The following is a 10,960-nucleotide window of genomic DNA, read 5'->3' on the forward strand; positions in this document are numbered from 1 at the left end:
CTGTTGCGGGTATTGTACGGGTTGAAACTCAGGCTCGTGGGCACGACCGGACCGCTGAGGTCATTGGCTTTGATTTCCGGCAAGGCGAGGTTGACCGTGTACTGGCCGGTGCGGGGGTCGACGCCGGACTGCACGAAACTGAGGAAGTTAAACGCGTTGGAATGGACTGCGGTCTTGGCGCTCATGAATGGTCCCTGGTTATTCAAAAAACTGCTAATTAGAATGTCAGTGGCTTTGTTTATAAATAAGTCGAGATTGACTAGTCATAAATCACCTGTACGCAACTTAAGTTCTTGTCAATTTTGCTGGGGTCTTTTACATCTTTCCTTGTTAACCTGATGCCAGGCTGAATGGGGACGTCTACCGCTTGGTTTTTAAGATCCCTCAGGTCGATCATTTCAGTAGTGGTCGGGTTGTATATTTGTGGTGATGCGTCGACGCCACATTGGTCAATATCGTTATCGTAAATGAATGTTATTTTTCCAGGGTGTGTATCTGTTTTGCTTTCTGCACCTGCCAGCGATGGCGTCGCGTGCAACAAAAAAATGAAAGGAGTGTGCTGTATATAACTGAGTTTAAATTGTCCATGGCGGGTCGCAAACATAAGGGTTTAGGTTAGGCAAAAAAATGCCCGTTGAAGTGATGTAAAGTGTAATGGCAATGGAAATGGCAATGGGGGAGCTGCTATCAATAGACTCCACGCAAATATCAGTCCGTGACGCCACGTTCTAAAAATGTTCATATGCTGCTCTCCCTTGGTAGTGATGCACGTGGCTGTAATACAAGCCCTATTGAAGATAACCATAGAGTATTTTCAATGTCTGTAAACCTAGCAGTTCTGCTAGGTAGGCAAATCAAAAAATCAGGTGTAAAACACAACTCCATCGATGCAAATATTTCAACAGGTCGGGTGCATACCCTCTGACAAATGATGGAGTTCTGAACATGGCAGCGGTTACGTATCCCGCACCGAAAGTCCCAGTGAATGCTGATAATGCTGTAGACCTTGAAGAGTTAGGCTCGGATAACCTGCCGACCCTTGTCTGGTTTCCGAATATGGAAAACTTTAGGGGGCACTTCATTCTGGTGCATTGGCGAGGTTGTACGGCACTCGGTGACGTTGAAGATAGCCGGGCAGATGAAAATTATCCTATTGACGGCAGCCTGACGCCTGAAGGATTACCGATAAGGTTTTCCAATGACACGTTGCAAAGACTGGACCAAGGCTGGGTATTTTATTCTTACTCCGTCAAGGCCCCCATGGCGCCCGAACCGGGACCAGAATCAAAAAGATTGTTTTTCTACGTTGGAACACGCCCGACGCTCACGTCGCACTTGGCTGTTCCACAGGTTCGCGAATCCCATGATCTGGCATTGGATCCTGACATAAGAGTATTGCCCCCCGCTGGCGTCACGGTGTCCGTACCGCCGTATGCGGCCATGGCGAAAGGCGATAAAGTCACACTGCTATGGCAAGGCTTTGATAGGAACGCAAACCCACGGCCGCCCTTGCGTCCCGTCTGGGAGGTGACTGACGCGCAGGTCGGTCGGCCATTGACGCGATTAGTGAGTAGAAATGAAGTCTTGCTGATTGCAGCCGGCCGACTGGAGTTAAGTTACAGCATCGTCTACGCGGGGGGAGGTGAAGATAGCGTTTCTGCGCTGCAAACCCTGCGTATTGTGGCTCCGACTCTGCAACGCCTGCCTGAATTGGCGATCGATGACCACGGCGGAGGCCCTGTCGATCCCGTGCGTTTTCCAGAGGGTGTGACGTTACGGGGTGCGTTACACCCGCAGGCTCGGGTGGGCGATACTGTGATGCTAAATGCGACTGTGGGCACCGGCACCGATGCGGCTGTCTCGGTGCGCCTCGACCCATCGACACTCGACAGCGGTGCCTTGGCATTGCAGTTGGAACACGCATGGCTAGTGCTCAACAATCGCAAGACTGCGGAACTTACCTACCAATATGCGCGCCCAGGTAGCGTCTTCTCCAGTGAACCCTTGCGCTTACTGATAAGTCAGCCGCTGGATATTTCACCGCCGATACTCAGGGACGCTGTACCGGAAAAAGGTGACGAGCCGAATGAAGGCCGAATGGACGCGGCAAATACCACCAGCGGCAGTCGGGCCAGTGTGCCCCTCGAGGCTATCGTCGATGAAACCGACACCATCCATTTGTATTGGGGCGAGCCTGGTACAGCGGGCCATAGTGTGGTGACGACACCGGTTGCAGGCGACTGGCGAGCGTTTGATATTCCAAAGAATGCCATTGCGATGAACATGGGGGCGGGTGTCGGCTCGCGTGACCGGTTGAAAGTGTTCTGGCGGGTGACTCCCCATGGCGAACCGCAGGAAAACTGGCAGGACTCCGAACCCTTCTGGCTGAAGATCGAGCCGTACCCCCGGACAAGTTTCCCGGCCATTCAGTGCGTAACGGCAGCAGGCACTTCTGAACTTTCTCTTAAAATGATCGACGATCCCAAGGGGGCCAGGTTCGAACTAGGACGATGGGCGTATATGGCGCAAGACCAAATCCTCAACATCAAGGTCGTAGGGAAGGATTATTATTTAATTCAAAATCATTCACTGACCGAGACCGAGGCGCAAGCACCGAGCTTTACTTCGTGGCTGCCCGAGTCGTTTCTTCGGAATCAAATCGGGATCGGTAACAAGTTCAAAGTGTCGGTCACGGTCAGCTTTGATCAAGGGCGAACACATCTTCCATTCAGGGACTCTGCAGAACTGACATTGCGTGCCTGATACGTGTATTGAACTTTGCATTGAACCCGTGCCGCCGTGCGATGGTTCGTTCTGACGATTCGAGACAACAATTTCATCTCTATTGAACAGGTGCATCATGGCAAACTCAAAAAAAGAACTGCTTGAATGGTTGGCACTTAAACCGAGGACAGCCGGTTGGGGCGCAGTGGTCGCTTATGATCGCAGCAAGTGCAATAATTTACTGCTGCAGGACTACATTAACAAATTCACTACCAATAGTTATCTAGAGCCGATCAATGAGCCGGTCGCCGTTGGCGATGCCAACTGGCAGCACCTCAGCGACTGGGTCACCGATGTGCCCCGACTGTCCTTTGAAAACAGTTCGAAAGCAGCGGGCGGTGAGGCCACCATGAAAATGGCGGTCATTGGTGGAACTCAGGTTAATATCGACAATACCCTGGGCCATAAGCGTGCAATTGCGGTGCACTCTATCGATGCGCTCGATCATCCGGAGCTCATTGCTGAAAACGTTGTGTTGTCGAAAACCAGTGGCACGGTAGATAAAGACACTGGACAAGTGGTTCTCGACCTCGGCGCTGCCGACACAGCTAAAGGTCCGTGGGAGTTGACGTTTGCCAATACTCGACATGAACGCCTGATCGGTGGTGCGTTCTTCAAGCAATACTTCAAGGGGGCGGACAAGGAAAAAAGGCTCTATCACCTTGGAAGAATTGCCTTTACCGATCAGCAATACTTGAAGCCGGCATCGTTCATATTGCGGACCATTACAGCGACAGGGGCAGAATCGAAGACGGCAAAGAACTTTGGTGACGGTGCGGTGGAGTTATTTGTTTGTATGGAAGGTGATCAGGAAGGAGACGTGCCGCCGCTTGATGATTGGAAAAGCCTGATTCCGGATGATAGGGCGGGACAGTATGACAGTGCCATTCTGCTCAGTAATAAGCTGTTTATGGAAAAAATCATCTATGAGGGCGTAAGGAGAGCAGCCTATCCGTTGCCTGCAGGTTCAGACTTTCTTGAGAGTCAGTTTGATTCGGCAGGGTTTGTAACGTTGGTCGCGAAACCAGGGTTGTCCTATATACGATCGCCGGGTGGTCTATATGTTGGCGACAATTACACATTTCTTCATAGGGGGCCGTATGGTGGGAGTAATGTCGATCTTCTGGTCGCTTCTACAGAACCTTTGAAGGTTAAAGTTTATCGGCAAGCCTCAGGCAATGTAGTGTCTTTGGAGTGGGCTAGCCACGGAAAAGATGTCAATGAGTATCAGTATGTGGTAAGTAACACTGGCATCGGCGAACCTGTGCCGCAGAAGGTAATTCTGTTTTGGCGCATCATGGAATACATTGAGCTAAGTGTTGATGTAGCGACAGGCGCGATTGCATTTGAACGGTCAAGCGCGGCGTATGCTGATGCAGGTCTGGAAAATAAAGGTATTACCGACTTCCGTGTTCTGCGTGACTTCAATGCTATTTACAATACTATAAAGGGGTCTATAACATTCGGCATACGAGCCGAACTGCACGATGTATTCCATTCGCTGAAATATATTGACTTATTTGTGCTAAATAGCATTTTATTTAGCGGCCGCGAATCGGTAAAGCTCAAAGATGTGAGTATTCCAGGAGATGTTGCGATTTTCGGTCAGATCAAAGGACTCGTGACTGTCACTCCTCAGGAACACTTGATGGGCCATGGCTCCACACATACCTTCAAAGTCCCGGAAGACTTTACAGGCACAGTGGAGTGGAGTGTCACAGCCATCCCGGGCAGTTCTGGGGGAGTCGGCACCATCAATAAAGAAACCGGGCATTATAGTGCCCCAGCCCTTGCCGATATTTCCGGCACCTTTACCCGGGTTCGGATCACGGCAACGGATCCGCTTTCCAAAGCGAGTAGTTCGGCATTGGTGACGGTCGTGGTCCGCGATATCACCATCAACCCAGTGGTGCAAATCTGTAGCGCAAGCACCATCGACGCAGCCATCACCCGGACATTGTCGGCCAACACGCTGGGTGAAGGGATTCTCGAATGGAAAGTCAAACGAGGCACCGGCACCATTCCGACCAGGGCCGGGAGTGACGGTAAAAACACTTATACCGCAGGCCTGAAAGACCCCGCAGTGGAAGGAACTTTCCTCATCGACGAAATCGAGGTCATGAACCTGGCGACGCGTAAAACCCAAACGTCCTATGTGGTGGTGACTCATTATCAAGCGGAATTGACTATTACTATTGATATGGACAACTCATCTTTCCCGGAAGGTAAGGCGAAGTTGGTCGCCAGGGATGGCCGTGACCGACCAGTGGCTGCCGTCTGGGATGTTGCAGAGGGGAACGGCTGTATCGACAGCGACGGTTTGTATACGGGCGATCCGGACGGACAGCAACGATTCGCCCTTATCACCGCACGTCTGGGCGGTGGTGCCGACACTAAAGATGGCTGGATTATATTGCCGTGGCCGCTCTTTGAACTCCCTAATAAACCTGAGCCGATCGACGATCTGTCGTTTGATTGAATATCAATTACAGCTTTTTACTTCGGCTGACTGGCATTGTGTGCCGGACATGTACTCGTTGAATTGGCAGTGCCGTTGTGCGATGGATCGCTCTGACGATTCCAAAAGATCGATATTTCTATATAAACAGGTGCATCATGGCAAACTCGAAAAAAGAACTACTTGAATGGTTGGCACTTAAACCAAGGACAGCCGGTTGGGGCGCAGTGGTCGCTTATGATCGCAGCAAGTGCAATAATTTACTGCTGCAGGACTACATTAACAAATTCACTACCCATAGTTATCTAGAGCCGATCAATGAGCCGGTTGCCGTTGGCGATGCCAACTGGCAGCACCTCAGCGACTGGGTCACCGATGTGCCCCGACTGTCCTTTGAAAACAGTTCGAAAGCGGCGGGCGGTGAGGCCTCTATGAAAATGGCGGTGATCGGTGGAACTCAGGTGGCCATCGATAATATCCAAGGCCACAAACGCGCAATTGCGGTGCATTCTATCGATGCGCTCGATCATCCGGAGCTCATAGCTGAAAACGTTTTGTTGTCGAAAACCAGTGGCACGGTAGGTAACGCCGGAGATGTGGTCCTCGACCTCGGCGCCCCCGAGACAGCAAAAGGGACATGGGAGCTGACGTTCGCCAATACCAGGCATGAACGTCGGATCGGTGGGGAGTTCTTCAAGCAATACTTCAAGGGGGCGGACAAGGAAAAAAGGCTCTATCACCTTGGGAAAATTGCTTACACCAATCAGCAATACTTGAAACCGGCATCATTCAGTTTGCGGACCACGACGGCAAAAGGTGCGGAACTCAGTACTGCGGATAATTTCGGTGACGGGTCAGTGGAATTGTTCATTGCCATGCGGGGTGATCAGGAAGGCGGCATGCCTCCGTCGGACGACTGGATGGGTTTGAATGTGGGTGAGGAGGATTGTACGATTTTAATCAGCAATAAAATCCTGATGAAAAACTGTATTTTGCCTGGCGCTAGACTCTATGCTGCGGACGGATATCTTCAGCTTCAGGAGATTATAGAGCGAGGTTTTATTAGCTATTCTACAACGAGGGACGGGGGCCGGTTAGAGCTTCAATATGACCTGATTCATGTGGGTGATAAGATCTTGGACCCTTATTATGATTGGACTGAATTGGGTTATGGAAATTATAAAGTTAGCTTGCTGGCGGTGAGTCAAGGTGCTCCAAAATTAAGGGTGGCTTGGGCGGATCGCAAAGATATGCCAATTCCAGTGGCTGTGAAGAATAGTAACTCTGAGTTATTGGGATATAGTAGTATAGGTTTGAACCGAGTTGTGAATGCTGATTACGGTTTTGAAGTTGATCCCTCAAGCGGGGGGGTTAAATTTATTCTGGATAAGTCGACAGTTACCGCCGATTTTCCATATGATACTTTATCCAAGTGGCTTAATGCTGACGAGAGAAGGCGGGCCTTGGAGAGTCTTAGAGCTCAAATTATTCGTAAATATACTGATATACTTGAAAAAATACCTGATCTTGTGCCGTCTATTGATGTTTTTGTGCTTAACAGCATCCTCTTCAATAGTCACACCCATATCACGATGAAGACCAGCAGTATACCGGGGGACCTTGTTGTCTTCGGTCAATTCAGTCACCCGTTCATGATTACCTCCCTTGAACATTTGATGGGCTGCGGCGCCAAGCATACCTTCACCGTCTCAAAAGACTTCACCGGCAAGGTTAAATGGAGTGTGGCGGCCATCCCGGGCAGCATCGGCGAGATCGGGACCATTGACGAGGACTCCGGAGAGTACAGTTCGCCCGCCCTCGTTGACATCCCGGGCACTTTCACCCGTGTCATGGTCATGGCTACGGACACTGCGTCCAATTACAGCAGTACAGCCCTGGTGACCGTGGTCGTGCGCGACCTTACGGTCAACCCGGTCGTGCAGATTTGTAGCGCCTCTACCGAGGATGCATCCGTGAATCGAATGCTCTCGGCCCATTCTCTGGGTGAAGGTATCCTGCAGTGGGAAGTCAAACGAGGGACCGGCACCATTCCGACCAGGGACGGAGGCGATGGTAAAAACACTTATACGGCAGGCCTGAAAGATCCCTCAGTGGAAGGCTCTTTCCTCATCGACGAAATCGAGGTCATGAACCTGGCGACCCGTAAAACCCAAACGTCCTATGTGGTGGTGACTCATTATCAAGCGGATTTGACAATTACTATTGATATGGACAACTCATCTTTCCCGGAAGGTAAGGCGAAGTTGGTCGCCAGGGATGGCCGTGACCGACCAGTGGCTGCCGTCTGGGATGTTGCAGAGGGGAACGGCTGTATCGACAGCGATGGTTTGTATACGGGCGATCCGGACGGACAGCAACGATTCGCCCTTATCACCGCACGTCTGGGCGGTGGTGCCGACACTAAAGATGGCTGGATTATTTTGCCGTGGCCGCTCTTTGAGCTCTTTAATAAACCGGACCCTATCGCCAACCTGTCGTTTGATTGAACATCAATTACCGCTTTTCAATGTGTGAAACCGATCACGCTACCAAGGAGAGTTATCATGGCTGGCAACTCACGCGCCGATATTGTACGGCAGATGGAACAAGGTTCGATTACTGAAGGATGGGGCGCTATTACCGTGTTCAACCGCACGCGCCTCAATCGGATTCTGCTACAACAATGGATCGATAAGTACGATGGCTCTGGCTACATGCCGCCTTTTTCCGGCAAGGCATTCACTAATCGAGCAAAGACCGAATATGCTGAGCTGCGCGACATCGTTTTAGCCTCGCCGCGGTTGTCGTTTGAAACGGCAGACTTTAGCAATTCCATTGCCACACTCACCTTGAACATCCTGTCAGGCAGTTATACCGCGTACTCTGTCGGAGATGGGTTCGATTCAGTGTTGTACAGTTATACCATCAGCGAAGCCCATGGCTATACCGTGACGATCGACGTCGATCTGGCAATTATTACCGGTGAAGTCGACGATCTTGGACGGGTTATTCTGGATTTGTCCCGGGTAAAAAAAATCGAATGTAACCTGGCCGGCACACCGCTGGCTCGCGAATGTCTCGGCGAGTATTTTCAGCAACGCTTCGACGAATTGCCTCCTCACCGGCGAGTATTTGAGTTGGGCATGCTCGATTTGAGAGGCTACAGCCCGCTGACGCCGAAGCGATTCGAGATGCGGACCCAACCTGCTCCAGGTGGCAATGATGTCAAGTCCTCGACGTATCGCGATGGCGCGGTGGTGGTGTTTATACAGCTCAAGGCAAGTGAGCATGGTGGTGGAATTCCCCGGAATTTTCCCTACCTGATCCCGGATGACCAGGACGCCCAGGGCGACATGTATTCGGCGACGTTGATTCTTTCAAAAGAATTTGTGCCCTACGCGGATGAGGACAAACTGGTACTGATACACAGCCTGTTGTTCCCGGGTGAGGAGAACGTTTTTGTAATACGGGATCAGGCAGAACCTCATGACCTGGCGGTGTTCGGCAATATTGATCCGTCGCGTACGGCCATTACCATCAATCCACAGTTGCATAGCCTTCAGGCTGGCAGTAATCCATTCCAATACCAGGCGTTACGCGACGGCAAGCCTCTGTCGGGTGTGCGCTGGAGTGTACGCAGCCTGAATACGCATGAGTCTGTCGGCGAAATCGGGCCGACCACGGGTCGGTACACGCCTGTGGCTTTCGGTCAGGCAGGACGGGAAACGGTTCGTGTCGTGGTGACGGCCTCCTATACCGATCCGGCAACCGCTGAACGTCATCAAGTCTGCGCTTTACTGTTGGTAACTTCGGAGGCGATGGCCATTTCCCCTTCGGCTGTGCCGCGTTTTGTCCGCGGTGAACCGCAACCTGTAACCTTTGTTGCATCGGCGCTGAATGGCACCACGTTGTCTTGGAGTGAACCGCAGCACGGTTCGCTGGTGGTTGATGGCAATACGGCCATTTATACGCCGCCAGTCGCCCCCCTGGCGGAAGATGTGGTGGTGCAAAGTATTGTAGCCACGAACACCGAGACGGGAGAGACGATCCAGGCCTCGGTCTTGCTGCTCAGGTTCGTCCCTGATTTTGATGTCTCGCCCGGGTTTACTCGAAATGTCAACCGCGGGGCAGATTTGCAGTTGAAAGAGAATCACAGAAATACGCAGCTCAAGCGGCGCTGGACGGTTCTGGGGGAGGGAAGCGTCTCGCAAAGCGGACTTTATAAGGCACCGGCAACGTTTTCCAACCCCGTTGCGGTTGTTGTATGTGAACTGCTTGATAACACGGATGAGGTCCAGTATTTCGGCTATAGCTTCGTGCAACTCACGAATGCCATGACGGAGCCGACCTGGAGGAACCTGCGCAAGTTCAACATCAGTAAGGTGGTCGGTTCCGCGTATGCCAATGGTATGCAACAAATGGCGGTCAGAATCGAGGTAGAAACCGAGGCCATAGATGGAAAGATTTATCCATTGAGTGGCGATGAAGAAGCCAGCTTAAGGCTGGTGAATAGGGCATCCCCCATTCAGATGCCCTTTATCGAAGAGATAGGGATCGAGTTCGGTAGTCCGCTACGATGGGCGAGCAGGTGGGGGATGAATGGATTCCATCCACAAAACGCCTCGAAGGAGCCTGTTTCCCGCGACGACCTGTTTCATACAGATAAAACCCTCTATGTGCATGTTCGGGGCGCGAGCCCAACGGACACCCCTGGTAGCGAACGATATGTCGCCATGTTCATTGCTGACAATGACAGGGGTGAATTTAATTCGAATTTGCATCCGAGTTCGAACGAGACAGAAGACGAGGGCTTGGTCACCCTGAAGCCGATGTCAATCCCGATCAAGGTAGCTGATGATTACAGTTTCAGGGATGTGCGTGTCGCAGGCGGTGGCGCACAAGGTGCGGGTCGGCCGACGGGGCCTGGATGGCCAGAGTTGCCGAAGGGAGAAAATGACTTCGACTATTTCCTGCGAACTATAGATTACTGGCGTTTGGGATATCAGCGTGAGGGACGTGTTCCCCTTTTGTTTACCCGGTGCATTTTCGAGGGTCATCAGTCTCTTGTGCAATGGGAGAGTACCTATGGCAACGAAACGATGTTCAGCTATACCGGTTATTCTTTTAACGTGTTTCCACCCGGCGATGAAGGCAAACCCGAGAACAGAATTATATCATTCGACGATGCTCTTGATAAACGAAGTGCGCCAGTGCTGAAGCGGGTGTATGAATCCGACCAAAATCCGGTGTCGGGTGAGTTGCTCATCACATTAAGCCGTGTCGATGATCTGCGTCGTTCAACTGCAGCTGATCTCGAAAAATTAAATAAAACTTCGATGATCGTGGATTTATTGGATGTTGAAGGGAATCGTCATCGTCTTGACATGTCTTTCATTGATGGCAATCGAAACAAGTTGGTGTTGAACGTCTTGACCTGATTAAAGTATCAACAGGGTGCGTGGCAATTTTATTGCGGCGCACTTCTCTGACTACCCTTTTTCAACAACTATTATTGTCTAGTTGAGGTACACTCATGAGCGCCAAAACTGCGGTCCATTCCAACGCGTTTAACTTCCTCAGTTTCGTGCAGTCCGGCGTCGACCCCCGCACCGGCCAGTACACCGTCAACCTCGCCTTGCCGGAAATCAAAGCCAATGACCTCAGCGGTCCGGTCGTGCCCACGAGCCTGAGTTTCAACCCGTACAATACCCGCAACAG

General features: G+C 51.4%; 6 protein-coding genes. 5 read left to right on the forward strand and 1 reads right to left on the reverse strand.

Going from position 1 to position 10,960, the window contains the following annotated elements:
• Positions 1 to 185 (reverse strand): hypothetical protein (locus J2W17_RS30955; RefSeq protein ID WP_307344129.1); only part of this gene is annotated, 185 nt, incomplete at its 3' end.
• Positions 186 to 945: 760 nt separating this feature from the next.
• Here J2W17_RS30955 and J2W17_RS30960 point away from each other — a divergent pair.
• The 5 genes from J2W17_RS30960 to J2W17_RS30980 form a co-directional block, all read left to right on the forward strand.
• Positions 946 to 2,763, forward strand: a complete 1,818-nt coding sequence (locus J2W17_RS30960) for a hypothetical protein (RefSeq protein WP_307344130.1) — start codon at positions 946 to 948, stop codon at positions 2,761 to 2,763.
• Positions 2,764 to 2,860: 97 nt separating this feature from the next.
• Positions 2,861 to 5,263 (forward strand): hypothetical protein, encoded by a 2,403-nt coding sequence (locus J2W17_RS30965; RefSeq protein ID WP_307344132.1) that lies wholly within the window; start codon positions 2,861 to 2,863, stop codon positions 5,261 to 5,263.
• A 137-nt stretch (positions 5,264 to 5,400) separates the two neighbouring features.
• Complete coding sequence (locus tag J2W17_RS30970) at positions 5,401 to 7,749, forward strand: hypothetical protein (RefSeq protein ID WP_307344134.1); 2,349 nt, start codon at positions 5,401 to 5,403, stop codon at positions 7,747 to 7,749.
• A gap of 57 nt (positions 7,750 to 7,806) precedes the next feature.
• Entirely contained in the window at positions 7,807 to 10,680 is a 2,874-nt protein-coding gene (locus J2W17_RS30975) for a hypothetical protein (RefSeq protein ID WP_307344135.1), read from the forward strand.
• A gap of 95 nt (positions 10,681 to 10,775) precedes the next feature.
• Positions 10,776 to 10,960: hypothetical protein (locus J2W17_RS30980; protein ID WP_307344129.1), on the forward strand; the 185-nt coding region annotated here is incomplete at its 3' end.

It is taken from the genome of Pseudomonas lini (genome assembly GCF_030812475.1).
In the GTDB taxonomy this organism is placed as follows: Bacteria; Pseudomonadota; Gammaproteobacteria; order Pseudomonadales; family Pseudomonadaceae; genus Aquipseudomonas; species Aquipseudomonas lini_A.